Origin of the sequence: Niveispirillum sp., assembly GCF_052437035.1 — a bacterium.
Lineage (GTDB): Bacteria > Pseudomonadota > Alphaproteobacteria > Azospirillales > Azospirillaceae > Niveispirillum.
This window is the reverse complement of sequence record NZ_JBQVOH010000005.1, coordinates 358,223-380,307: the sequence shown is the minus strand read 5'-3', so window position 1 is coordinate 380,307 and position 22,085 is coordinate 358,223. Positions and strand designations below refer to the sequence as shown.

Genomic DNA, 22,085 nt, shown 5'->3' with positions numbered 1-22,085 from the left:
GGGCTCATCCGGTATTAGCGTTCGTTTCCAAACGTTATTCCGAACCAAAGGGTACATTCCCACGTGTTACTCACCCGTGCGCCACTCACCTTGCGGTGCGTTCGACTTGCATGTGTTAGGCCTGCCGCCAGCGTTCGTTCTGAGCCAGGATCAAACTCTCAGGTTTTTTGCGGAACAGTCAGGCCAAAACCCAACCGAACCTCATTGACGGATACTACAACGTCAAACACTTACCCAATCATTGAACCTAACCCCATCCACCACCTCGAAAGATCGTAGATGGCGTTAAGAGCAACATAAACTAAGATGCCCAAACGTCGCGTATCCAAACGAACCAGACCTGCCAGCTCATCAAGATCCGCCGCCTGCGCATCCCTTCTCAACAGATTCACTTGTCAAAGAACCAACGGCCAAAGACCGAACGACACCTATCGACCGGCTTACACCGGCCAACCAAACCCCACCAGAAGAAGGGAAGGCATCGGAAGCAGTGACCTCAGTCACCGCCTGACCCCTTTCATCTAGGCCTTCCGGCTTACGCCGTCAACCCCAAAATCAGAGATCAGTCAACCATCGCCGCCAGAGCGTCTCCGGCGCGTCGGTGAGGCGCTTTCTAAACACCCCGCCGATCCGTGTCAATCACTTTTTTCAGTTTTTTTTCACCGCCGTCACCGGCACCGAAAATCAAACCCAAAAGCAACCAACCAGACCGACAATCATCAAACAGTCTTAATAACCGCCTAACAACCACCAACCACTAATGGTCAACTTCTTGTTAACTTGTATGGCCAGACAAACCAGCCAAAGAACCACCGGATACTGGCCAAAACCACCATCCAAACCCCGCTTGTCTCAGCACCGAAAAGCGCCGTCCCAAGCGGGAGCCGGGGTATAGGACAGGCGACTGGGCACTGCAACAACTATTTTCGCACCCGCCGCATTTTTCTTCAGGCCAGCCCCAGAGCCCGCAATTCGGACAGGAGATGTTCCGGCAGAGGATCACTCCCCTGCCCTTCTCCCAGATCGGCCGGCGCGTCCTCCGGTTTCAGATAGCGCCAGCCCTGGAACGGGCGCTTTGGCATGGACACCGTTTCGGTCAGTTCCGGGTCCATCAGCATACGGCAATATTCGGTACCATCGACATCGCGGATCATGTCAAAGCCGACGAAACGTTGGCGGCACTGCACGAAGCCCTTCACCACCCAGTAGATGCAGCCGCCGTCCAGCAGTTCCGCTGCCCGGGTCGGTGCCCTCTTTGTATAGGTGGGAACGACGGCGCGCCCTTGCCAGGTGATCTGGTGATCGCGGCGCCAGTCGCGCATCGATTGAAGGCTTTCGGCCCCGACAGCCAGACGCAGAAGATGGATGGTCATATCGGCATACGCCCGGATGTGAAATCAGGGCATCTGATATGGACCGGAGATCAGGCCCCGGCAAGCGGGTTGGAAGCGCGGCAGCGGCTTTCGAAATCCGCAGAGATGAATTCCGGCTTCTTAAACAGGCCGCGCAGCCACGCCGCCAGCATGCACAATTCTTCCAGCTTCAGCACTTCATCCAGCGTGCCGGAGGGGAAGCGCACTTCAAAGCTTTCGGCGATGATTTCCAGTACCTCTTCCACCTGCTCTATGGAGAGGCCGCAATCAGTCTCCAGCATGGCGGTGCGGGTCAGTATCTTTTCATCGACGCCATATTCATCGCGGATCAGCTTCACGATCCAGCGGAACATATGCATCCAGTTCGATACGCCTTCGATGGACCGGCTCACGATCCCGCTCCCGTCAATGTATGGCCGAACCCGACTACCCCTTTCGGGTGCCGTGCGTCCGGGCGAACCATCGCACTATCCACCAAGAGCGTTAATCTTTTTTTGTGGCGCGGAAGGATAGGCCCAGGAAACCCGCTCACGTCTGGCCATCACTGGCCCTGGTCATGCCATGGTCGGTTTCGCGGTAGAGCATCACCAGCTCATCAACGGCGGCAGACGGCACACCCAGTGATTCGAGCGCGCCGCGTGCCAGGACCAGGCTGCTTTCAAACGTTTCGGGCACCACAGCCTCCACACCCAGGGCCAGCAGGGCCGCCGCATGCGCACGGTCGCGGGCCCTGGCGAACAGGCGCAGGTTGGGCCAATGATCGCGAAAAGCGGCGACGGTGCGGGCGGCGGCCTGCGGATCATCCAGGGTGATGATCGCCGCGACGGCATGGTCGGCGCCCAACCGCTTCAAGGTTTCGTGACGCGCACTGTCACCATAGAGAATATGAAGTCCCCTCATCGCATGCTGGCGAACCAGATCGGCATTCATGTCGATGCCGACAAAGGGCACCTGCTGTCGGGCCATCAGGGCGGCCACGGTCTGGCCCACGCGACCGAACCCGCAGATGATGACGTGGTTATGCAGCTCCTCATCGCCCCCACCTGCCACGGCAGACGGCGCTGAGGGCGGGGCGAACCGGGCCACAAGCCGATCGGCCAGGGCCGGCAGGAAAGGTGTGACCGCGATGGACAGGCCCACCGTGGCCGCCAGCGTCTGCCCCCAGCCATTATCGATCAACCGCCCGGCCACAGCGGTCGTGATGATCACGAAGGCGAACTCCCCCGCCTCCCCCAGCAGCAGACCGGAGCGGATGGCCACATCACGGGGCGCGCCGAAGACCCGGGCCAACAGGCCCGCCGTCATTGCCTTCAGAATGAGGAGACCCAGGACACCCAGAATGATCCAATGCGCACGGTCGGCAATGGCGGCAACGTCAATGCCCAGACCAACCGACAGGAAGAACAGGCCCAGCAACAGCCCCTTGAAAGGCTGCATATCTGATTCGGCCTGATGCCGGAACTCCGTGCCGGCCAGAACTAACCCGGCCAGAAAGGCGCCCAGCGCCGCCGACAACCCACCCAGCCCCGTGGCCCAGCCCGTACCCAGCACGATGAGCAAGGCGGTAGCGGTGAACAATTCCGTGCTGCGCGTCGCCGCCACAGCCCGCAGCAGAGGCCCCAGCGTGAAGCGACCCAGCAGCAGGATCAGCGCCACGGCCAGGACCGCCTTGCCCAAGGCAATAGCCAGCGCCAGGGGCACCGACTGTCCCGGCGGTCCCGACAGGGTGGTAGCCAGCAGCAGAAGCGGGACGACGGCCAGATCCTGCAAGAGTAGGACCGCGAAGGTGACACGGCCGGTGGGCGAGGCCACCTGGCCGCGTTCGATCAGCAACTGAACCACGACGGCTGTGGAAGACAGGGCAAGCGCCCCGCCCAGCAGAACCGCCACCGGCGCCTCCAACCCCAGGAAAATGCCGATGACACCCAGCAGCGCGCCTGTCACCAGGAACTGCGCCAAGCCGAGCCCGAATACCCAGCGGCGCAGAGCGCGCAGACGTTCGCCCGACAGTTCCAGACCGATCAGGAAAAGCAGAAAGACCACGCCCAGTTCCGCAACGGCGCGCACATCCTCTTCCAGCGTCACCACGCCGAAGCCCGAGGGGCCCAGGATCAGGCCGCCGGCCAGATAGCCCAGAACGGGGCTGATTCGTAGGCGATGAAGGAGTAGGATGCAGGTGACGGCGACGGACAGGAACATCAGCGTCTCTTCCACCATGGAAAAGCCGTGGGCCGCATGGCCTGCAATATCGTTTCCTTCCACCACCGTCCCTCCCCTGCCGGGCGATTGCCGGGAACATGGGTAGCAGGGGATTGTTGATTTGCCGAGAGTGGAACCAGCGGAAACCCGCTTTTCACAAGAAGGAGGCGATCATGCCGATGCCGAACAACACCTCTCCCCGTCTGGCCGAAAGCGAGTGGCGGCAGGCGCGGGCCAAGCCGGGCCCGATGCAGCATCCCGCGGCAAGGCAGTCCCATGCCAATGAACAAGGGGCCGCCGACCTGCGTGAAAGGGAATGGCGGGCCGCACGCCCGAACGACCATGTGAAGAGGAAGGCCCAGGTAGGCCGCACCTAAGGCAAGGGGCGGCGGAGGTGCCTGCACCCCCGCCGGTCCACCAGGATAAACGGAATGCAGGGGCCGCGCCCTAGCCCTGCGTGTCCTGGAAATATTGCTGATCGAATTCCGACAGCAGTTCCTTCACATCTGACAGCAATCCCTTGACCAGCCGGCGATCGGGTTCAGTGCACAGGGTTTCATTCACGGCCTTGCCAAGCTGCACAGACGCCAGTGCCAGCAGCTTCACAGCCAAACGGTCTTCAAGCTTCATCACAATCCCCGAACGGGTCCCGGTCTTCATCCATAGTGGGGTGTGAAAAAAATTTCGACAATCCTGTCGAAACGGCCAAAGCTCGACCGTCAGGGGGAACGGGAGCGGCGATGGTCGCCGGCCCCGATGAATGAGGGAGCCTTCAGATGGCCAAGTTTATGCTGATCCTGCGTGAAAACCCCGCCACCTTTGCCGCCCTGTCGCCGGACGAGATACAGGCAATCATCCAGGAATACTCTGCCTGGGCGGAGAAACTGGGTCGGGCGGGTAAACTGGCGGGCGGGGAGAAGCTGCGCGACGAAGGTGGGCGCCATCTCTCGGCCCGGTCCGGCAGCTTGGTAGCAACCGACGGCCCCTTTGCCGAAGCCAAGGAAGTGGTTGGTGGTTTTTTCATGATTGAGGCTGCCGATTATGCCGAGGCCGAGACATTGGCTGCCGACTGTCCACATGTGAAATATGGGGTCGTCGAAATCCGGCAGGTCGACATGATCGATGGCTGAGGAAGCGGGACCGCTGATCGCGGGCCTGTTCCGCACGGAGGCCGGGCGGCTTACCGCCCGGCTGGCCCGGCTGCTGGGTCCCGGACGGCTGGATGAGGCCGAAGAGATTGTGCAATCCGCCCTGACCAAGGCCCTACATGTCTGGCCGCGCACGGGCATTCCCGACAATCCAGCCGGCTGGTTATGGCGGGCGGCCCGGAATGAGGCGGTGGACGGGCTGCGCCGCCGCCGCTTCACAGCCCCCGTCACACCGGAGGATCTGGCCGACAGCCTGCCTGATGACGCAGCGAACGGGGAAGACCCGCGCTTTGCCGCCGAACTGTCGAACGAAAAGCTGGGGCTGATCTTTGCCTGTTGCCATCCCGTGCTGACAGTGGAAGCGCGGGTGGCGTTGACCTTGAAATCCGTCTGCGGCCTGGGCACCGCACAGATCGCCCGCGCCTTTCTTCTGTCAGAACCGACCGTGGCGCAGCGGATCACGCGGGCCAAGGCCAAGCTGGCCGACGCGAAGGTACCCTTTGCCGTACCGGCGGGCGCAGAGCTTCCTGAGCGGCTGGAGGCGGTGCTGGGCACACTCTATCTGCTGCTCAATGAAGGGGTCGGCACCAGCGATGGTGAGGACCTGATCCGGGCGGATCTGGTGTCGGAAGCGCTGCATCTGGCCCGGCATTTGGCGGACCACCCGGTAACGGGGCGCCCGGAAGCGGAAGCCATGGCGGCCTTGACTTGCCTGACAGCGGCCCGACTTCCCGCCCGGCAGGGGCGTGACGGGCTGCCGGTACTGCTGGCCGACCAGGATAGGGGCCTCTGGCACCAGGGACTGATCGCCGCTGGATTCCGCCATCTGAAGGCCAGCATGGCAGGCCCGGACGAGACCCGTTGGCATATCGAGGCCGCAATTGCCGCCGCCCATGCCATGGCACCGACCTGGGAAGCCACCGACTGGCCGCATATCGTCATGCTTTATGATCGGCTGTCCCGGCTGGCGCCCGGCCCCGTCACCCTGCTGAACCGAGCGGTGGCACTTGGGGAACGGGATGGTCCGGCAGCGGGACTGGCGGCCCTGGCCCCGCTGGAAGGCGATGGGCTGATCGCCCGTTACCCCCTGTTCGCCGCGACAAAGGCGGCCATGCTGGAACGGCTGGGTGACCGGATGGGGGCGGTGGAACAGCTTCGCTATGCCCTGGACGTCGCCGACCGGGTAGGGATCAACCAACCCGATCGGCGATTGCTGTTGGCTCGGTTGGACAGGTTGGTGGAATAAGGCTTGCGCGTGCGGCGCAACATCGCGTTCCCTTATTTGTACGGGGTTAACACCCCGAAAGAGGAAGGGGAGGACCGCTTATGCATGTGTCTGCCATCCTGAAGAACAAGGGCGCCACCATCATCACGACGCGCCCGGACGAAAGCGTATCGACCGTCGCCCATATCCTGCATGGCAACCGCATCGGCGCCATCCTGGTACTCAATGATGCGGGCGGTATCGCTGGCATCCTGTCTGAACGCGACATTGTGCGGGGACTGGCCCTGCATGGCGCCAGCGTCATGGACAAGCCCGTCTCCTCGCTGATGACAGCCAAGGTTGTGTCCTGCACACCAACCGACACGGTGGCGACAGTCATGAGCCGGATGACGGAAGGGCGCTTCCGCCACATGCCCGTGGTGGAGAACGGCATCCTGGTCGGCGTCATTTCCATCGGTGACGTGGTGAAGTTCCGCCTGGCGGAATATACCCATGAGGTGGAAAGCCTTCGGGACTACGTGGCTGGCCGGGGCTGATCCCGGCCTTTGCCTTTTCCTTCGTATCGCCTGCCTTGCCTGACAGGAGATCGATCATGTTCATGTCCATGTCCGGCGGCCTGTGGCCCCGCCGGGAAGATCAGCCTATTCCATCTTCCGGCCTCCCGTCCGAACAGACGGCACCGGCCGAACGGTTCAAGTTCCTGGTCTGTGTCGATGGCAGCCCGCAAAGCCGGGCCGCCTTGCGCTTTGCAGCCCTGCGGGCCCGCAATACCGGCGGGCTTCTGGCCTTGTTGCATGTCTGCGAGCCTGTCGATTGCCATGGTTGGATGCGCGTGGCGGAAACCATGGAGGCGGAGCAGCGGGAAGAAGCGGAAAGCCTGCTTCAGGATCTGGCGGGTGAAGTTTGGGCCCTGACGGGACTTATCGCGGAACTGCATTTCCGGCGTGGCGGCATCGGATCAGAAATCCTGGAAGCGATCAGGGAGGATGGCGATATCCACGCCCTGGTCGTGGGTGCCGCCGCTGCGACGGCGTGCAAAGGCAAGCTGATTTCCTGGCTGGCGGGGGAACTGGCCGGCTCCCTGGATATTCCGCTGGTCATCGTGCCCGGCAACCTGACGGCGCGGCAGATTGACCGTCTGGCCTAGAGGCTGCGGCCTCACTCCCGGCGCAGTAGCCTATCCGTGACGACATTGGCCCAGCGGCGGGACAGAAAGCAGGCCTTCATGGCCGCCGGGTCATAGCCATTTTCGACCCAGGCATAGAATTCATTGACACTGCGCCCGCCCGTGGCCAGGAAGCATTCGAAGAAATGATCCAGGATGCCCGTCTTGGACTGACGCAGATGGCCATATTTCCATGAAAGCTGGCCCATCGCCTGTTCCAGCGGCAGGCCCAGATGCACGAACTGGTAGAGCACGCTCATCAGGCCGACACGGTCCGCGCCGGCCTTGCAATGCATGACGGTGGGACCGTCAAGCCGCGCGAACAGGTCACGGACCGCGAACAGGTCTTCCTTGCGCGGGACATCGCGCGACCGCACGGGAAAATCGATCAGATCGATGCCAAGCCGGGCAGCGGCCCGCACCTCAAAGAAATAGGAGCCACAGGTGGGCCGGCGGCCACGCAGATTAAGAATGGTGCGGATACCCATGCGGCCCAGAACATCCATCTGCCCTGGCGTCGGCTGGCTTGACCGGAACATGTCCGGTCCGATGCGATGGAAATTGCGATAGGCCATGCGGATGAAGGCATGGTCGTTGAACATCATATCGGCATATCGGCGCGCCAATATGCGCGGATCGTCGGACCGTGCCCATTCCGGCACCCCGATCCCGGCATGTCGCAGGCGCGTCTCTTCGTACTGCATGCCCGTTCCTTCGCCCCGCCGCCACAGGCCGCATCGCCCCGATGCCACCCTGACCGACGCCTCAATACATACGACAGGGGCCTGAAGGGGAGCGAGCGTAAAAATACCCCTTCAGGTTATGTTTAGATGACGTCGTCACCTGCACCCTACCCCACCTGGATGGTGAAAATTTTTTGGTGGGTGCGATGCATAGGGGCTGAGCACCGTTCAAACGATGGTCAGCCGCGCGATTGCTGGTACTTTGGCGCTTCATATGCCCCCTTGCCTTGGCGCTGCAACCGGCCTAGGGTCCCTCCGCCCAATGTGCAGAGGGGTTGTTACCCGTGGTTCCCAGCATGTCGTTTTCCGCGCCGCACGTCCTGCGTCACCTGTTGCTTGCCGGCGCCGCTGCGCTGTGCGTCACCGGTGGCGCCGCCGCCCAATCAAACAGCCAGCAGCAGCCCGCTGCCGGCAGTGGCCTGATCCTGCCCGGTGCAGTGCAGCCGCAGCAACCGCAGGGTGGTCCCGCCGCGGGCACCATCGGTGGTCCCGCCGCCGGAACCATCGGCCAGCCGCAGCAGCAACAGCCGCAGGCCCGGCCCGCCGCGCAGGGTCCCGCCGCCGGCACCGTCGGTGCCGCAGCGCAGGGCGCACCCGCTGCCCGTCCCGCCGCCGTGGCCCCGCCGAAGCCGGCCAAGCCCGGTGTGCCGAAGGGCGAATGGCAGGTCGGGCCGCAGGTCTTCTCCGATGGCACCTTCAAGATGTGCGGCGCCTCGGTGGAATACGACAATAATCTGCACCTGATCCTGCTGCGCAATCCGGCCGACCGGACGCAGATGGTGCTGGGCATCCCCGGTGCCCAGATGCCCACGGGACAGCGCGCGCCCATCAAGATGTCCATCGACGGCAAGATCAACCGCGAAGTTGCCGCCGTTGTCAGCCAGCCCAACGCCCTGGCCATCGGCCTGGGTGATGATGCCGAGCTGCTGAAGGGCCTGACCACGGGTTCGGTTCTGACCATCGAGGTGCCGGGCGATACCGCCTCCTTCCAGTTGAAGGGCACCACCAAGGCCATGAACGACCTGACCGCCTGCGTAAAGGGCGGCAAGGACGGCACGCTGAAGCTGCCTGCCCCGACGGAACCGGCCATTGCCCCGACCCTGGCCAAACTGCTGGTCGATGCCGGCCTGTCCAGCGCCCGCGCTATCCCGATTGACAAGATTCCGCCGCAGCAGCGACCCGGCGACTATGCCTGGCAGATCGGCGACAAGGTGCTGGGCGCTGTCCGCAGCTTCCCCATGGGTGAAGCCGCCGGCGATTTCACCAAGGTCGGCGACACCTATATGGAACAGCTGAAGAAGAGCTGTGAGGGCACCTACACGCCCGCCATGGGTGCGATTGAGAAAGTGCCGGCCTATCAGCTTCGTTCCGGCTCCGTATCGTGCGACAGCAATGGCAACAAAATCCATGTCGCCATTGTCATGCAGCTCATTGAGCTTCCGAAACAAGCGGGGCAGGAGCAGGCGATCCGCGTGCTGAACGTCTTCTCGCACGAGGCGACGGACGCCGAGAAGGCTCAAGCCGATAGCGCCTCTGCCGGCATTCTGAAAGTGCTGAAAGAGAAGGGCAAGGAGCCGCTGACGGCACCGCAGGCGGCACCCGCCGCCAAGGCGAATTAACAAAGTATTAAGTATACGAACAATATCCTTTTCGATCGAAGCGAAGGCCGGACCCTCTGGGTTCGGCCTTTTCTTTATTGCACCTGCGCAAATATGTTCACCAATGCTGGTCCTGCGTACCCCCGATAAAGCGGACCTTCACGGGTCAAGCCATGCCATGATTAATGGCTTTACTGGCTTCATTCTGGATTAAGCTGTCATCGGCATTCCGATCCACACGGGAAGATGCCTGGCAAAGGGGGGCGGTCATGAAGCGATATCTGTCCGGCAGACATCTGACCATAGCGAAGACCCTGGCTCTCCTTCTGGCTAGCGTCAGCCCCGCACTGGCGGAAATGACACCGCCTCCGCCACCGCCCGGTCCCATTTATGCCATCCCGACCCGGCCCGACCGCGCGGGCCGCGTGCTGGCCCCGGTGGTGGTCGATGGCTATGGCCCCGTCCGCTTTCTGGTCGATACCGGCTGTTCGGGTACCATGATCGGCATGGATATCGCCCGCGCATTGGGGTTCATTCCCCCACCCGTCCCCACAGTGCCCGGCATGGCCATGGGCGCCGACGTCACGGTCACCGGCAATATGATGCGCGTGCATGACGTGCTGGGACCCATGATCATGCCGACCATGAAGGTCAACCGCATCGATATGGGTCGGTTCGTGGCAGAAGACATGGTGACACCGGTCCTGTCCTTCGGCGATCTGTCGGGAGCCGGTGGGGTGCTGGGAACCAACAGTCTGCAGGGCAAGCGCCTGTCGGTCAGCTTTCGCCGGGACGAAATCAAGATCGAACAATCCCGCCGCTACTCCCCCACCGGTTATGATTCGGTGAAGGGCCGTGTGCATCCGACCGGGCTGGTCATCGTGCCCATCGAAATCGGCGGCATGATCGTCAACGGCCTTGTCGATACAGGGGCGGAGCGGTCGATGTTCAACCCGGTATTGCTGCGGGCCCTGCAGGAAAGGGGCAAACCGGCCAGCCTTGTCGGCAATATCGAAGTCATTAATCTGGCGGGGGAGACGCGGATTGGCGAAGTCTTCCTGTTGCCACGCGTCAAGATCGGCCCGGTCAGCGTCTCTGGACTGCCGGCGACATTGGTCGATGCCCATGCCTACACGGCACTGGGATTGGAAGATGAACCGGCCATTATCCTGGGTATGGACGTCCTGGGGCTGAGCGATGGATTCGCCCTGGATTTCGGGACCGGCAGTCTGCATCTGCGCATGCGGATGACGGCCAGCGGCGCGCCTCCAGGCCCCTCCCGCCTGGGTGATCGCGGAACAAGGGCGGGTCGTGATTGAATCAAGTTCAAGTCTTCGCGTGACCAACTGGGAATAAAATTCCGTGTCGGGACTGACACACATGGCAGAGGATCAGAAATCACAGACGCGTTAACCCTGATCCTGACATGACAGCAAATGCGACCTCGGCTATTAGTGAAGGGTCCGGAGTTGATGTCATGAATTCGCTGAAGACCGCCCTTTTCGCCGTTTGTTTCGGCCTCGTCACCGCCCCTGCCCTGGCGCAGGATGCGGGTGCGCCCGATTCCGAACTGCCCAGCGCGTATCTTCAGGGATTGTCGGGTCGCTATGTTGGTGGTGCGGCGGGTAACGCCACTACCTATGGATTGGGCAACGCCAATCCGGGTCTAACCGCCGGCACCGACTGGCATCCGATGGAAAGCTTCCGGCTGGAACTGGAATATGCCTATCGCGACCGGGATTCGGCTTTGCTGACGGCACCCAGCGTCGATGGCGCCATCGGATCGCCGGGCACCATGGCCAATGCCCGCGTCAATATGAAGGTCACGGACTGGCTGACGCCCTATGTCGGGATCGGCATGGGCTGGACCCGGACGGAGGCCGAACGGCTGGCCATGGGCTATTCCGATGCCCGCGCCGATAGCTTTGCCTATCAGGGCGTGGTCGGGCTGTCGGTGCCGGTCAGCGGCAGCTTCTCCTTCTTTGCCGATGGCCGCTACGTGCGCGGTGGGGAGCCCAGCTTTACCGCTACCGACGATTTTGCGACGCATGGCACGGCCCAGACATGGTCGGCGCTGGCCGGCGTGCGCTTCACCTTCGGCAAATAATCAGGTCCCTTCCACTGGTTCCCGCCCTGCCTTGCCACCGGCTGCTGGCAATCCGCGTCCCTTGGATATTGCCTGCCCGCCCAGCTTGGCCCGCACGGCATCAATGGCCCTCTCCACCTTGGCCCGCTGCAATTGTCCTGGATCGGCCAGATCCGGCGGGTCGGCATCACGCGGGTCGGTCAGGTCGTGGCAACCGATTCCCAGCAGCCGGAACCGCCGCCCATCGCATTCGGCCCGCAGCAAATCGCGGCCCGTGCGAAAGATGCGGTCGGCCAGCTGCGTTGGGGATGATAGGCGCTGGTTACGGGTGGTCAGCTTGAAATCCGGTGTCTTCAGCTTCAACGTGACCGTCAGGCCGGCATGCCCCCCGGCCTTCATCCGTTTCGACACCTTCTCTGCCAGCGGCCACAGTTCCCGCTCCAGTTCCTCCAGCGCCGACAGATCGGTGTTGAAGGTGGTTTCGGAGGAGATGCTTTTCATCGGGCTGTGCGGGGTGACCCGCCGATCATCCTGCCCGCGGGAGAAATGGTAAAGCCGCATGCCCATGGAGCCATAGCGGCGCACCAACTCTTTCATCTCCATTTCGCGAATCTGGCCGATGGTGCGAATACCCTCCCCCTCCATCTTGGTGGCCAGCGCCTTGCCCACGCCCCAGATCATGCCCACAGGACGGGGCGCCAGGAAGGACAGGGTCTCCGCCTTGCCGATGATGGCGAATCCGCGCGGCTTATCCAGATCGCTAGCCAGCTTGGCCAGGAACTTGTTGTGTGACAGGCCGATGGAGGCGGTGACCCCGATCTCCGTCTCGATCCGCCGCACCAGCCGGACCAGGGTGCGCGCAGGGCTGCCGCCATGCAGCAGCTCCGTACCCGTGAGGTCCAGGAAGGCCTCGTCTATGGAGATGGCCTCCACCAGCGGCGTCGTTTCCTGCATCAGGGCACGCACATCACGCCCGACCGTCACATATTTGCGCATGTCGGGCTTGATGACGGTCGCCTGCGGGCAAAGCTGCAAAGCCTTGAACATCGGCATGGCGGAACGCACGCCGTAAAGCCGCGCGATATAGCAGCAGGCGGACACGACCCCGCGATGCCCGCCACCCACAATCACCGGCTGATCGGCCAGTTCCGGCCGGTCCCGCTTTTCCACGCTGGCATAGAAGGCGTCGCAATCGATATGGGCGATGGAAAGGCTGTGCAGTTCCGTATGCTTCACCACCCGCACCGACCCGCAGGCACCACAGCGGCGGGCAGCCATCTGCGCCTGCCCGCAATCGCGGCACAGGGCATCCGGTCTTTGGCTGGAGACGGGGGTTGGCGGGTCTGCTGGCATGGTGGATGATGTCAGATGGTAACGAATGGTTAAGAACTGTCGCCGTCTAATGGCATCATGCCCTGCGAGCATAAGGAAGGCGGAGCCGTGCCGATGAGTGTTGACAATGTCCAGGGTGAAGACGCGACCGCAGCACGCCCCCGGCGCGTGCTGATCGTGGAGGATAATGAGCTGAATATGAAGCTCTTCCACGATCTGCTGGAAGCGCACGGCTATGCGACATTGCAGACCAAGGACGGGATGGAGGCGCTGCGCATGGCGCGGCTACATCGCCCCGACCTTATCCTCATGGATATACAGCTTCCCGAGGTATCCGGGCTTGAGGTTACCAAGTGGTTGAAGGAAGATGATGATCTGAAGGCGATCCCAGTGGTCGCCGTCACCGCCTTCGCCATGAAGGGGGATGAGGAGAAAATCCGCGAAGGTGGTTGCGAGGATTACATCGCCAAGCCAATCTCCGTCGCGAAGTTTCTCCAAACGGTGCAACGTTTCCTTTGACGGCTTGGAAGACCAGGCCGGTGGGTGTGTGAACCATGTCGGCTCGGGTCCTTGTCGTTGATGACGTTCTACCCAATGTGAAGCTGCTGGCAGCCAAGCTGACCAGGGAATATTTCGACGTCGTCACCGCCAATTCAGGGCCGGAGGCCCTGGAGCGTATTCATGCCCAGCACCCCGACATCGTGCTGCTGGACGTGATGATGCCGGGCATGGACGGATTCGAGGTGTGTGAGAAAATCCGCGCCGACCCGGCCATCATGCACATTCCCGTCGTCATGGTTACCGCCCTGTCGGACGCGTCCGACCGCGTGCGCGGGCTGGAGGCGGGGGCTGATGATTTCCTGACTAAGCCCGTCAACGACGTGGCCCTGTTCGCCCGCGTCCGTTCGCTGGTCCGCCTGAAGATGATGACCGATGAGTGGCGCCTGCGCGAAAGCACGTCGGGTCAACTGGGCATGCTGGTCTCCACCGATTCGGTGCATACGCAGACGGCGGAGGCCGCCAGGGTGCTGGTGGTGGAGGACAGCGCCATTGATCTGGACAAGATCGTGGAGACTGTGGCCCGCGACCGCGACGTGGTGACCGACACCGACACCTGCGCCGGCGGCCTGGAACTGGCCCTGGCGGAGGAGTTTGAGCTGATCGTCATCTCCCTGACGCTGATGCGCGAGGATGGGCTGCGCCTCTGCTCGCAACTGCGCAGCCATGAGAAGACGCGCCAGATTCCCATCCTGCTGCTGGCGGACGAGACGGACATGGACCGGATCGCCAAGGGCCTGGAGCTGGGCGCCAATGATTATCTGATCAAGCCCATCGACCGGAACGAACTGCTGGCCCGCACCCGTACTCAGGTGCGGCGCAAGCGCTATCAGGACAAGCTACGCGCCAATTATGAGGCCAGCCTGTCCATGGCGCTGACGGACAGCCTGACGGGCCTGTTCAACCGCCGTTACCTGTCGGCGCACCTGCCCCGCCTGCTGGACAGGTCGGGCGGCAATAACAAGCCGGTGTCGGCCCTGCTGTTCGATATCGACCATTTCAAGGTGGTCAACGACACCTGGGGCCATGGCGTGGGCGACGAGGTGTTGAAGGAGGTGGCGCAGCGCGCCAGCCGCAACCTGCGCAATTTCGACCTTGTCGCCCGTTTGGGGGGGGAGGAATTCGTCGTCGTCATGCCCGACACGGACGGTAGCCAGGCCATGGCCGTTGCCGAACGTCTGCGCCGCCGCATTGCGGAGGAACCGTTCGCGGTATCGGCGCCGGTGGGCAAGATCGATGTCACCATCTCCATCGGCGTCGCCCTGGCCGATTGGACGCTGGATGCCGAGGGACGTCCCGAATCAGGCGACGCCTTGCTGCGCCGCGCCGATACGGCCCTGTATCAGGCCAAGCGCAGCGGTCGCAACCGCGTGGTGATGGACGGCGCCGGGGAATAAGGGGTGCGGCGCGCACCCCCTTACGGCATTCGGTTGTACCGCACCGCCGCGTCGCTGCGGTCGACCAGGATGATGGCATAGGGGCTGGTCAGGACCTGCGCCGTAATCAGGCCATCGGGGGGTGTTACCTCCCGATACTCAACCACCAGCCGGTCACGCTGCCCGTCACGCCGTTCGGGGCGCAGGCGCAGGATATCAACGGAATAGCCGGTGGTCGTGCGCGTGCCTAAGAACACGCCCAGCGCCATCTGATCCGGCGGGAGACGACCGGGTGGCGACCGGCCCGCCAGATCCCACAGGGCCGCCCATTCCGCATCGTTGCGGGCGGCCAGGAAGGATTGCGACTGCGCACGGGCATTTTCCGCCCGCCACATGGCACGCGCGGCCAGGGGCGGTGGTGTATCGCCGGACATTCCGGACACCGCACCCGCCGTTTCGCCTGCCAGCCACGCCCCAGCCCCGCCGCCGCAGCCGGCAAGGGCCAGAGGCATCGCCACGGCCAGAACGGTCAGTGCCGCCCTGGCCTTCCCGTCGATCCCCGGCATCATGGCGTCACGCCGCCACCGGCAGCGCCGTTTCCACCAGCTTTGCCCAGTAGCTGGTACCCAGCGGCAGGATCTCATCATTGAAATCATAGGCCGGGTTGTGCAGCAGGCAGCCCAGCGCCGCCCCACCCTGGCCCATCCAGACATAACAACCCGGACGCTCCTGCAGCATGAAGGCGAAATCCTCTGCCCCCATGCTGGGGCCGACATTGTCATAGACCTTGTCCGCGCCAACCAGTTCAGCCGCGACACGGGCCGCCAGATTCGTGGGCGCGCCCTCATGATTGACCGTGGGCGGATAGCCACGGCGATAGGTCAGCGTGGCGCTGGACCCAAAAGCCACCGGCAGCGTCTCCACGATGCGGCGCAGACCATTTTCCAGCTGGTCGCGCACCTCATGGCTGAGCGCGCGGACGGTGCCGCGCATGATCACTTCCTGCGGGATGACATTATAGGCGCTACCCGCATGGATCTGGGTGATGGAGATGACGCCGCTTTCGATGGGGCTCACATTACGGCTGACGATGGTCTGCGTGGCCGTCACGATATGGGCGGCAATAACCACCGGGTCGATGGCATGGTGCGGCAGGGCCGCGTGACCGCCCTTACCGGCCACCCTGATCTCGAACTGGTCAGCACCGGCCATGATCGGACCAGCCTTCACCACCATCTCACCGGGGGGCAGGTCGGGCCAATTGTGCATACCGAAGATCATGTCGCAGGGGAAGCGGTCGAACAGCCCCTCTTCCACCATGCGGCGGCCACCACCGGCGCCCTCTTCTGCTGGCTGGAAAATGAAGTTCACGGTGCCGCTGAAATTGCGCGTCTCCGACAGATAGCGGGCAGCACCCAGCAGCATGGTCGTGTGGCCGTCATGGCCGCAGCCATGCATCTTGCCGGGGATCTTACTGGCATGGGCAAAGGTGTTGCCCTCATCCATGTTCAGCGCGTCCATATCGGCGCGCAGACCAATCGCCTTGCCGTTGGGCCCGTCCTTGCCATGCAGCACGCCGACCAGACCCGTGCCCGCGATGCCGCGATGCACCTCAATCCCAAAGGTCTGTAATTTTTCCGCCACGAAATCAGAAGTCTTGAACTCCTCGAACGCGGTTTCTGGATTCTCATGGATATGGTGGCGCCACGCGGTCATGTCGGCGTGGAAATCGGCGATGCGGTTGATGATGGGCATGGTCCCTGAACTCCGGCAGGCGGCAGCGTCCTTGTTGATCAAGGCCTCGACGGCCGCCCTGGTCATACGAAAAGTCGCAAGCGACATTGACGGGCAGTTTATCGGCTTAACTCTCTGCTGGGAACCGGGGAAACATCACCGAAAGAGCAAAGATGAATATTTTGAGCATTGTTCATTTCGGTGATGCCCGTCACATCTGCCGCTTGGACGCTTTGTCACAGTGCCGGCGCGGCGATGGCTGGGGCAACGGGCCGGTGCCGCTTCATGGATCGGAGAGAAAACAATGAACACCCGTTCGATCGGGCGGATGCGCATGGTGGCAGCCATGTCCGCCCTGCTTTCGCTCACCTGTGCCTCGGGCGCCCTGGCCCAGCGGCCCCCATCCGATGATGGCTGGTACGTGCGATTGGGCACGTTCGGTTTCGTGATGCCGGAGTATGAAGGGTCCGACAGCTATAAGGTCCGGCCTGTTCCCGATATCGAGATCACCTATGACCGGTTCTTCTTGTCCCGTCAGGGGCTGGGTGCCAATCTAATCAGCACCGATAACCTGACGCTGGGTGCTTCGGTCGCGTTCGATGGCGGGCGCAAGTCGAAGAAGGACAAGGCCCTGACCGGCTATCGCAATGTCGGCGACACGGCGGTCGGCCATATCTTTGCGGAATACACGGTCGATCAACTGATGCTGTCGGTCGATGTCGGCACCGATCTTCTGGGTGACGGGCACAAAGGGACCGAGGCGACGCTGTCGGCCACCTGGATGTTCAACCCGGTCGGACGCACCATGGTGATGATCGGCCCCTCGCTGACCTGGGCCAGCGACGATTACATGCATTCCTATTTCAGCACGACCGTGGACCGTCTGGCGCCCACCGGGCCGACGCAGCTTGTCCTGCCGGGGTCGCGCACCGGGTATAAGGCCGATGCCGGGTTCAAGAATGCCGGACTGACGGCCATCATGATCCATCCACTGGATGAAAACTGGTCGGTCACGGGCTTCGCGGGCTATTCCCGCCTGCTGGGCGACGCCGCCGACAGCCCGTTCGTGAAGGATAATGGCAGCCGCGATCAGTTCATGGGCGGCCTGGGCCTGTCCTACACGTTCTGAAGTCGGCAAGGGGCGGGTGCGATGCGCTCGCCCTTCCGTTACGTAGTGCCGTGTTCCACCGGCAGGAGCACAGTCACCCGCAACCCGCCCTCGGGCCGATTCGATAGACGGATTTCGCCGCCATGCGCCCGGATGATGTCATTGGCCACAGACAGGCCAAGGCCCGTGCCGCCGGTATCGCGGGAACGCGACGCCTCCAGCCGGAAGAAGGGCCGGAACACATTCTCGAACTCGATTTCGGGAATGCCGGGGCCTTCATCATCGATAGTGATGGTGACATTCTCCCCCGTCACGGCCAGGGCGACCTGCGCCGTCTGTCCATATTTGACGGCGTTTTCCATGAGGTTGCCCAGAGCGCGGCGCAGCGCCATGCGACGGCCCGCAATGGGAATGGCGAAGGGGGCGGGCGCCACGCCCACCGGCTTGCCGGCATCGCGCATATCCTCACCCAGCCGGGCCAGAAGCGCGTTCAGCTCCAGCGGCTCGATGGCTTCCTTGGCCGCCTCGTCACGGGCAAAGGCCAGGGTGGAGCCGATCATGGCCTCCATCTCGGCCAGATCCTCCAGCATCTTGTCGCGCACGACATCATCATCGATGAACTCGGCACGCAGGCGCAGACGGGTCAGCGGCGTGCGCAGATCGTGGCTGACCGCCGCCAGCATGCGGGTCCGGTCCTCCACGAAGGCGCGCAGGCGGCGCTGCATCTTGTTGAAGGCAGATGCCGCTAGTCGCACCTCACGTGGCCCCGCCTCGTCCAGCGAAGGGGCATTCATGTCGATGCCCAGCCGGTTGGCCGCCGCCGCGAACCGGCGCAGGGGGCGGGTCGTGAAACCCAGAACCCAGGCCGACAGCAGGATGGCAACCGCCGCAGATCCGCCCAGGGACGCGATGAAGCCCGGTTCCCGCAAGGCATCGGTCGCCGTGACCGGCGCATGGAAGCGCATCCAGGTGCCGTCCTTCAGCTGACGCGACACCTCGATCACGTTGGGCTGCGGCGGGGGCGGCACGGGTAGGCCGAAGGGCGGAATGGACACAGCCGGCGACATTTCCGGCTTGCCCGGCGTCTTGGGCTGCTTCTCGTAAACGTCCAGCAGGACGGTATGGCCGGCACTGGTCCGCACCGTCAGTTCGCGTTCCTTCAGGCCGCGCAGAACGGAGAGGCGCACCTCGGTCGGCTGCTCCTCGATCACCTGCGCGAATCCGGCCAGGCAATTGGCAAGCTGCCCGCCCTCGGCATCGGCCACGGCCTCCGCCCGGTCGGACCGGTACAGGCCCAGCGCGATGGCCTGGGACAACAGGATGCCACCGACCAGCACCGCGAAGATCGAATAGGACATGCGGTCGGTGAGCGCCCTCATGATGCCGGCACCTCGGGTGAGAAGATATAGCCGCCCGACCGCACCGTCTTGATGATGGTCGGTTCGGCGGGGTCGATCTCGATCTTGCGGCGCAGACGGCTGATCTGCACATCGATGGACCGATCAAAGGGACCGGCCGACCGGCCCCGCGTGATCTCCAGCAGGTCATCGCGCGACAGAACCCGGCGAGGGCGGGTGGCCAGTGCCACCAGCAACTCATACTCACCGGCGGTCAGCGTGACCTCCTCCCCCTTGGCGTCGGTCAGGCGGCGCTGCGCCTGATCCAGGGTGAAGCCCGCGAAATTGATGGCGCCCGCCGTCACCTGTGCCGCACCCGACGGGGCCGCGGCCCGGCGCAGCACGGCCTTGATACGGGCCACCAGTTCACGCGGGTTGAACGGCTTGGGCAGGTAATCGTCGGCCCCGATCTCCAGGCCCAGGATGCGGTCCGCATCCTCCCCCATGGCCGACAACATGACGACGGGTGGACCGCCATCGGCGCGTACGGCACGGCAAAGCGACAGACCATCCTCGCCCGGCATCATCAGATCCAGGACGATCAGGTCGATATTGCGATCAGCCAGATAGCGGCGCATTTCCTGCCCGTCCTTGGCCGCCGTCACACGGTAGCCATGGCGCGTCAGATAGCGCGTCAGCAGATCGCGGATTTCACGGTCGTCATCGACGACCAGGAGGTGGGTGCTGCTCTCGGTCATGTCGTCATCATAATCGAAGGGCAGACGGGCTGCCGACGGCCATGTTGTTACCACAATGTAACGTCCTGGGCCTTTGGAAACAGAGTGTTTCACAAAGCCCCTTTCCTCGTCATGCAACGGCAAAGCGTGGGTGTTCAGATGAGCCTGTCGCCGGAAACAACCGGCAACCGGAAGTCAGAGATGAAGAGGAAAGCACCAATGCGCACCCTGATCGCCCTCGCCTTTGTCGCGGCCCTTGGCGTTACCGCCGCCCATGCCAGCGACAGCGCACAGGTCGCGGCAAAGGAGCCTGCGGCCGCCGTTACCCGCACCGAGCCCGTGACCAGTTCCGAGGCCCGCGACATCGCCAAGACCTGGATGAAGAGCAACAATTACCGCTTCGGCCGTGTCGGCGACGTGCGGGAAAAGGATGGCGTCTTCCTGGTGGAATTGAAGTCCGCTGACGGCATCCGCTTTGCCACGCTGAAGGTCAACGCCGCCACCGGCGAGATCGTCAGCTAAGCCACTCAAATATCCCAATCATCACCGGCAAGCCCCGTCGCCGGTGATGGTGGAGCGGCCTTCCCCGGTTGTCCGGCCGCTCCAAGGTTTGCCGGCGGACCCATGGGCGACCCCATCAATGCCCCGGTCCGCCGGCATAACCACCTTCCTGCCCGCCAATCACGGAACGATACGGGATGCCGTTCCGCCCGAGGTCCGGAATGACACCCGGTTGAGCGCTTCGAGGTCGCCACGCATGAAACTCAGCCAAGGCCCCCTGCTTTCCCTGTTCGACGGTTCCGACGGCACGCCGCTTCAGCAACGCCTGTTCGACCGTCTGCGCGGCGCCATCGTGAATGGTGCCATCCGCCCTGGGGAAAGACTGCCCTCCACCCGAACGCTGGCCGCCGATCTGGGCGTGTCGCGCAATACGGTTGTGGCGGCGGTGGACCGGCTGACATCCGAAGGATATTTGGAAGCCCGTATCGGGTCCGGCACCTTTGTCTGCCGCACCCTGCCCGATGATGCCATGGCGCCCGCCGTGCGCCTGGCCCCCAATAACACCGCCCGCGTGCCGCAGACCCCGGTGCCGAAGCCCGCCGTGCCGGTGCCCGCCGCCGGGGCAGAGCTTCTGCCGTTCGAGCCTTGCACGCCGGCCTATGACCAGTTCGATATCGACACCTGGCGCCGGCTTCTGGCCAAGCGCTGGCGCGATGCCGGAGGCTTGCTGCTGGGCAATGACACGTCCGGCGGCTGGACCGCGCTTCGCCGCGTACTGGCCGGTCATTTGCAGACCAGCCGGGGCATCGCGTGCGATCCCGAACAGATCCTGATCCTGCCCGACCGCCGGTCCGGCCTGGAATTTGTTGCCACCCTGCTGCTGACGGCAGGGGATACGGTCTGGCTGGAAGAGCCGGGCTGCCCCCTGCAGGCGCTCACCTTTGCGCATCGCGGCTACAATGTCGCCCATGTGCCGGTGGATGCCGACGGTATCGACCCGGAACGCGGCGCGCGGCTGGCGCCCGATGCGCGGCTGGCGGTCGTCACGCCGGGCTGGCAGTACCCGACCGGCGGCACCATGCCGTTGCGCCGCCGCATGGCCGTTCTGGCCTGGGCACGCCGCAGCGGGGCCTGGCTGCTGGAGGATGACCGTGATGGCGGCTACCGCTACACGGGCCGCCCGCTGCCGGCCCTGCAGGGGCTGGACGAGAATGAGCGCGTCCTGCATCTGGGCGCGCTGGATAATACGCTGGTGCCGGCCCTGCGCCTTTCCTGGCTGGTGGTGCCGTCATCGCTGGTGTCAGCCGCGCAGAACCTGCGCGCCCGCATGGGCATGCATGTGCCGCTGCCCGAACAGATGGCCGTGCATGATTTCCTGGTGGAAGGCCATTATGCCAGCCACATGCGCCGCACCCGCCGCCTCTATGCCGAACGTCAGCAGGCCCTGCTGTTCGCCGCCGAACGCCACTGGTCAGGCGCCATCGCGGTGGATGCGGCCAGTTCCGGCCTGCATCTGGTCGGGCGCCTGTCCCCCTCGGTTGGTGTGGACGACACAACCCTGTCGGCCCTGGCCGCCCAGGCCCGCATCGCCCTGCCCGCCATCTCGGCCTGCCGGCGCGGACCCGGCATTGCCGGGGATCCGGGAGCCGTGGTCCTGGGCTATGCCGCCTTCACGCCGGAACGCCTGTCGCGTGCCGCCGAGCGTCTGGCCGGCGTCATCGACAAGGCCCGCAGCACCCAGACCCATCGCGTGTTGCAGCCCCGCCGGTTGGTTCCGGCGGAGTGAGGGGCGCCCCCTGAATTCGGAGTAAATTGCTGACCCGCTCCGATCGGAAGCGGGCCTATGCAACCATGTGAAACACAAA

23 protein-coding genes and 1 rRNA gene are annotated in these 22,085 nt (G+C 63.6%); 13 read left to right on the top strand and 11 right to left on the bottom strand.

The annotated features are described in order from the left end of the window. The 4 genes from ACT6Q8_RS15565 to ACT6Q8_RS15550 all read right to left on the bottom strand — a co-directional run. Positions 1 to 166: ribosomal RNA gene (locus tag ACT6Q8_RS15565) — 16S ribosomal RNA — on the bottom strand; the annotation flags it as partial. A gap of 781 nt (positions 167 to 947) precedes the next feature. Continuing rightward, positions 948 to 1,373: a DUF1489 family protein gene (locus tag ACT6Q8_RS15560; RefSeq protein ID WP_054170117.1), complete on the bottom strand. Its 426-nt coding sequence runs from the start codon at positions 1,371 to 1,373 to the stop codon at positions 948 to 950. 50 nt (positions 1,374 to 1,423) lie between these two features. Then, positions 1,424 to 1,765: a hypothetical protein gene (locus ACT6Q8_RS15555; RefSeq protein ID WP_054170118.1), complete on the bottom strand. Its 342-nt coding sequence runs from the start codon at positions 1,763 to 1,765 to the stop codon at positions 1,424 to 1,426. A gap of 136 nt (positions 1,766 to 1,901) precedes the next feature. Continuing rightward, positions 1,902 to 3,635: a monovalent cation:proton antiporter-2 (CPA2) family protein gene (locus ACT6Q8_RS15550; RefSeq protein ID WP_444735199.1), complete on the bottom strand. Its 1,734-nt coding sequence runs from the start codon at positions 3,633 to 3,635 to the stop codon at positions 1,902 to 1,904. Positions 3,636 to 3,745: 110 nt separating this feature from the next. Between ACT6Q8_RS15550 and ACT6Q8_RS15545 the strand changes: the two genes are divergently transcribed. Then, positions 3,746 to 3,949 carry a hypothetical protein gene (locus ACT6Q8_RS15545; protein ID WP_156344858.1) on the top strand — a complete coding sequence of 68 codons (204 nt, stop codon included), beginning with the start codon at positions 3,746 to 3,748 and terminating at the stop codon, positions 3,947 to 3,949. Positions 3,950 to 4,019: 70 nt separating this feature from the next. Here the strand turns inward: ACT6Q8_RS15545 and ACT6Q8_RS15540 are convergent, their stop codons facing one another. Next, positions 4,020 to 4,202 carry a hypothetical protein gene (locus tag ACT6Q8_RS15540; RefSeq protein ID WP_156344859.1) on the bottom strand — a complete coding sequence of 61 codons (183 nt, stop codon included), beginning with the start codon at positions 4,200 to 4,202 and terminating at the stop codon, positions 4,020 to 4,022. A 146-nt stretch (positions 4,203 to 4,348) separates the two neighbouring features. Here ACT6Q8_RS15540 and ACT6Q8_RS15535 point away from each other — a divergent pair, with 146 nt between their 5' ends. The 4 genes from ACT6Q8_RS15535 to ACT6Q8_RS15520 all read left to right on the top strand — a co-directional run bounded on the left by ACT6Q8_RS15535 (position 4,349) and on the right by ACT6Q8_RS15520 (position 7,092). Next, positions 4,349 to 4,702 carry a YciI family protein gene (locus tag ACT6Q8_RS15535; RefSeq protein WP_054170122.1) on the top strand — a complete coding sequence of 118 codons (354 nt, stop codon included), beginning with the start codon at positions 4,349 to 4,351 and terminating at the stop codon, positions 4,700 to 4,702. Then, complete coding sequence (locus ACT6Q8_RS15530) at positions 4,695 to 5,966, top strand: RNA polymerase sigma factor (RefSeq protein ID WP_444735198.1); 1,272 nt, start codon at positions 4,695 to 4,697, stop codon at positions 5,964 to 5,966. The genes ACT6Q8_RS15535 and ACT6Q8_RS15530 overlap by 8 nt, the downstream gene beginning before the upstream one ends. 80 nt (positions 5,967 to 6,046) lie before the next feature. Further along, complete coding sequence (locus ACT6Q8_RS15525; RefSeq protein WP_054170124.1) at positions 6,047 to 6,481, top strand: CBS domain-containing protein; 435 nt, start codon at positions 6,047 to 6,049, stop codon at positions 6,479 to 6,481. 56 nt (positions 6,482 to 6,537) lie between these two features. Continuing rightward, positions 6,538 to 7,092 (top strand): universal stress protein, encoded by a 555-nt coding sequence (locus ACT6Q8_RS15520; RefSeq protein ID WP_444735197.1) that lies wholly within the window; start codon positions 6,538 to 6,540, stop codon positions 7,090 to 7,092. An 11-nt stretch (positions 7,093 to 7,103) separates the two neighbouring features. On the opposite strand, the gene ACT6Q8_RS15515 is transcribed toward ACT6Q8_RS15520, so the two are convergent. Beyond that, positions 7,104 to 7,814 (bottom strand): fused DSP-PTPase phosphatase/NAD kinase-like protein, encoded by a 711-nt coding sequence (locus ACT6Q8_RS15515; protein ID WP_054170126.1) that lies wholly within the window; start codon positions 7,812 to 7,814, stop codon positions 7,104 to 7,106. A gap of 335 nt (positions 7,815 to 8,149) precedes the next feature. Here ACT6Q8_RS15515 and ACT6Q8_RS15510 point away from each other — a divergent pair, with 335 nt between their 5' ends. The 3 genes from ACT6Q8_RS15510 to ACT6Q8_RS15500 all read left to right on the top strand — a co-directional run bounded on the left by ACT6Q8_RS15510 (position 8,150) and on the right by ACT6Q8_RS15500 (position 11,558). Beyond that, on the top strand, positions 8,150 to 9,472 hold the full coding sequence (locus ACT6Q8_RS15510) for a hypothetical protein (protein ID WP_444735196.1): 1,323 nt from the start codon (positions 8,150 to 8,152) through the stop codon (positions 9,470 to 9,472). 248 nt (positions 9,473 to 9,720) lie between these two features. Continuing rightward, entirely contained in the window at positions 9,721 to 10,770 is a 1,050-nt protein-coding gene (locus tag ACT6Q8_RS15505; RefSeq protein WP_444735195.1) for a retropepsin-like aspartic protease, read from the top strand. A 158-nt stretch (positions 10,771 to 10,928) separates the two neighbouring features. After that, a complete protein-coding gene (locus tag ACT6Q8_RS15500) occupies positions 10,929 to 11,558 on the top strand; it encodes an outer membrane protein (protein WP_444735194.1) in 630 nt (209 codons plus the stop codon). Here the strand turns inward: ACT6Q8_RS15500 and ACT6Q8_RS15495 are convergent, their stop codons facing one another. Then, positions 11,559 to 12,890, bottom strand: coding sequence for a DNA polymerase IV (locus ACT6Q8_RS15495; protein WP_444735193.1), 1,332 nt, complete (start codon positions 12,888 to 12,890; stop codon positions 11,559 to 11,561). It lies immediately after the preceding gene. Between the two features lie 93 nt (positions 12,891 to 12,983). Here ACT6Q8_RS15495 and ACT6Q8_RS15490 point away from each other — a divergent pair, with 93 nt between their 5' ends. Together ACT6Q8_RS15490 and ACT6Q8_RS15485 are read left to right on the top strand one after the other, a co-directional pair. Then, positions 12,984 to 13,388 (top strand): response regulator, encoded by a 405-nt coding sequence (locus ACT6Q8_RS15490; protein WP_054170131.1) that lies wholly within the window; start codon positions 12,984 to 12,986, stop codon positions 13,386 to 13,388. A 35-nt stretch (positions 13,389 to 13,423) separates the two neighbouring features. Beyond that, positions 13,424 to 14,824 (top strand): PleD family two-component system response regulator, encoded by a 1,401-nt coding sequence (locus tag ACT6Q8_RS15485; protein WP_054170132.1) that lies wholly within the window; start codon positions 13,424 to 13,426, stop codon positions 14,822 to 14,824. A gap of 20 nt (positions 14,825 to 14,844) precedes the next feature. On the opposite strand, the gene ACT6Q8_RS15480 is transcribed toward ACT6Q8_RS15485, so the two are convergent. Together ACT6Q8_RS15480 and ACT6Q8_RS15475 are read right to left on the bottom strand one after the other, a co-directional pair. Further along, entirely contained in the window at positions 14,845 to 15,372 is a 528-nt protein-coding gene (locus tag ACT6Q8_RS15480; protein ID WP_054170133.1) for a protease complex subunit PrcB family protein, read from the bottom strand. Between the two features lie 4 nt (positions 15,373 to 15,376). Continuing rightward, positions 15,377 to 16,558 (bottom strand): M20 aminoacylase family protein, encoded by a 1,182-nt coding sequence (locus ACT6Q8_RS15475; protein ID WP_054170176.1) that lies wholly within the window; start codon positions 16,556 to 16,558, stop codon positions 15,377 to 15,379. 283 nt (positions 16,559 to 16,841) lie between these two features. Here ACT6Q8_RS15475 and ACT6Q8_RS15470 point away from each other — a divergent pair, with 283 nt between their 5' ends. Then, the gene (locus ACT6Q8_RS15470; RefSeq protein WP_054170134.1) at positions 16,842 to 17,666 is read left to right on the top strand and encodes a MipA/OmpV family protein; all 825 of its coding nucleotides are present in this window, start codon (positions 16,842 to 16,844) and stop codon (positions 17,664 to 17,666) included. Positions 17,667 to 17,704: 38 nt separating this feature from the next. Here ACT6Q8_RS15470 and ACT6Q8_RS15465 read toward each other — a convergent pair whose 3' ends face one another. Then, a complete protein-coding gene (locus ACT6Q8_RS15465) occupies positions 17,705 to 19,024 on the bottom strand; it encodes an ATP-binding protein (protein WP_444735192.1) in 1,320 nt (439 codons plus the stop codon). Beyond that, the gene (locus tag ACT6Q8_RS15460) at positions 19,021 to 19,740 is read right to left on the bottom strand and encodes a response regulator (protein WP_054170135.1); all 720 of its coding nucleotides are present in this window, start codon (positions 19,738 to 19,740) and stop codon (positions 19,021 to 19,023) included. Before ACT6Q8_RS15460 ends, ACT6Q8_RS15465 begins: the two co-directional genes overlap by 4 nt. A gap of 198 nt (positions 19,741 to 19,938) precedes the next feature. Here ACT6Q8_RS15460 and ACT6Q8_RS15455 point away from each other — a divergent pair, with 198 nt between their 5' ends. Both ACT6Q8_RS15455 and pdxR read left to right on the top strand, forming a co-directional pair. Continuing rightward, a complete protein-coding gene (locus ACT6Q8_RS15455; protein WP_102110741.1) occupies positions 19,939 to 20,241 on the top strand; it encodes a hypothetical protein in 303 nt (100 codons plus the stop codon). Positions 20,242 to 20,476: 235 nt separating this feature from the next. After that, on the top strand, positions 20,477 to 22,006 hold the full coding sequence (gene pdxR, locus ACT6Q8_RS15450; protein ID WP_444735191.1) for a MocR-like pyridoxine biosynthesis transcription factor PdxR: 1,530 nt from the start codon (positions 20,477 to 20,479) through the stop codon (positions 22,004 to 22,006). Positions 22,007 to 22,085 lie beyond the last annotated feature (79 nt).

Bases quoted from the DNA above. Each gene is read 5' to 3' on its own strand.
- ACT6Q8_RS15560 (WP_054170117.1), bottom strand. From the start codon at position 1,373: ATGACCATCCATCTTCTGCGTCTGGCTGTCGGGGCCGAAAGCCTTCAA.
- ACT6Q8_RS15545 (WP_156344858.1), top strand. From the start codon at position 3,746: ATGCCGATGCCGAACAACACCTCTCCCCGTCTGGCCGAAAGCGAGTGG.
- ACT6Q8_RS15540 (WP_156344859.1), bottom strand. From the start codon at position 4,202: ATGAAGCTTGAAGACCGTTTGGCTGTGAAGCTGCTGGCACTGGCGTCT.
- ACT6Q8_RS15535 (WP_054170122.1), top strand. From the start codon at position 4,349: ATGGCCAAGTTTATGCTGATCCTGCGTGAAAACCCCGCCACCTTTGCC.
- ACT6Q8_RS15530 (WP_444735198.1), top strand. From the start codon at position 4,695: ATGGCTGAGGAAGCGGGACCGCTGATCGCGGGCCTGTTCCGCACGGAG.
- ACT6Q8_RS15525 (WP_054170124.1), top strand. From the start codon at position 6,047: ATGCATGTGTCTGCCATCCTGAAGAACAAGGGCGCCACCATCATCACG.
- ACT6Q8_RS15520 (WP_444735197.1), top strand. From the start codon at position 6,538: ATGTTCATGTCCATGTCCGGCGGCCTGTGGCCCCGCCGGGAAGATCAG.
- ACT6Q8_RS15515 (WP_054170126.1), bottom strand. From the start codon at position 7,814: ATGCAGTACGAAGAGACGCGCCTGCGACATGCCGGGATCGGGGTGCCG.
- ACT6Q8_RS15510 (WP_444735196.1), top strand. From the start codon at position 8,150: ATGTCGTTTTCCGCGCCGCACGTCCTGCGTCACCTGTTGCTTGCCGGC.
- ACT6Q8_RS15505 (WP_444735195.1), top strand. From the start codon at position 9,721: ATGAAGCGATATCTGTCCGGCAGACATCTGACCATAGCGAAGACCCTG.
- ACT6Q8_RS15500 (WP_444735194.1), top strand. From the start codon at position 10,929: ATGAATTCGCTGAAGACCGCCCTTTTCGCCGTTTGTTTCGGCCTCGTC.
- ACT6Q8_RS15495 (WP_444735193.1), bottom strand. From the start codon at position 12,890: ATGCCAGCAGACCCGCCAACCCCCGTCTCCAGCCAAAGACCGGATGCC.
- ACT6Q8_RS15490 (WP_054170131.1), top strand. From the start codon at position 12,984: ATGAGTGTTGACAATGTCCAGGGTGAAGACGCGACCGCAGCACGCCCC.
- ACT6Q8_RS15485 (WP_054170132.1), top strand. From the start codon at position 13,424: ATGTCGGCTCGGGTCCTTGTCGTTGATGACGTTCTACCCAATGTGAAG.
- ACT6Q8_RS15480 (WP_054170133.1), bottom strand. From the start codon at position 15,372: ATGATGCCGGGGATCGACGGGAAGGCCAGGGCGGCACTGACCGTTCTG.
- ACT6Q8_RS15475 (WP_054170176.1), bottom strand. From the start codon at position 16,558: ATGCCCATCATCAACCGCATCGCCGATTTCCACGCCGACATGACCGCG.
- ACT6Q8_RS15470 (WP_054170134.1), top strand. From the start codon at position 16,842: ATGAACACCCGTTCGATCGGGCGGATGCGCATGGTGGCAGCCATGTCC.
- ACT6Q8_RS15465 (WP_444735192.1), bottom strand. From the start codon at position 19,024: ATGAGGGCGCTCACCGACCGCATGTCCTATTCGATCTTCGCGGTGCTG.
- ACT6Q8_RS15460 (WP_054170135.1), bottom strand. From the start codon at position 19,740: ATGACCGAGAGCAGCACCCACCTCCTGGTCGTCGATGACGACCGTGAA.
- ACT6Q8_RS15455 (WP_102110741.1), top strand. From the start codon at position 19,939: ATGCGCACCCTGATCGCCCTCGCCTTTGTCGCGGCCCTTGGCGTTACC.
- pdxR (WP_444735191.1), top strand. From the start codon at position 20,477: ATGAAACTCAGCCAAGGCCCCCTGCTTTCCCTGTTCGACGGTTCCGAC.